This window comes from Cobetia sp. SIMBA_158 (genome assembly GCF_046566945.1).
In the GTDB taxonomy this organism is placed as follows: Bacteria; Pseudomonadota; Gammaproteobacteria; order Pseudomonadales; family Halomonadaceae; genus Cobetia; species Cobetia amphilecti.
Map to the genome: position 1 here is coordinate 1 of NZ_JAWJYL010000629.1, position 258 is coordinate 258.

1 protein-coding gene is annotated in these 258 nt (G+C 40.7%); it reads right to left on the reverse strand.

What is annotated here, in order from left to right:
* On the reverse strand, positions 1 to 258 hold a 258-nt coding region (locus tag R2R70_RS21345), incomplete at both ends, for a hypothetical protein (RefSeq protein ID WP_410979101.1).

Here is a 258-nt window from a genome sequence, read left to right on the forward strand (position 1 = left end):
TATTTCTTCACTTTCCCAGGTATCAGAATTCACACGCCGAATGTATAGGGAGTCTGCTTTTTCAAAATTAATTTTATGGTATTTCGCTTTATTATCCTGTCGGGTAAGATAATCCATACCATGATCAGCATGTTCTTTTCTAAACGTTGCCTCTGAAAGATCAAAATGAGTATTAATGGAGTCCGGCTTCAGGGAAACCACACCCTGTGCCAGCTGAAACGTTCCCGTTGCAAAATCCTCGGTAGTATAATCTCCCTG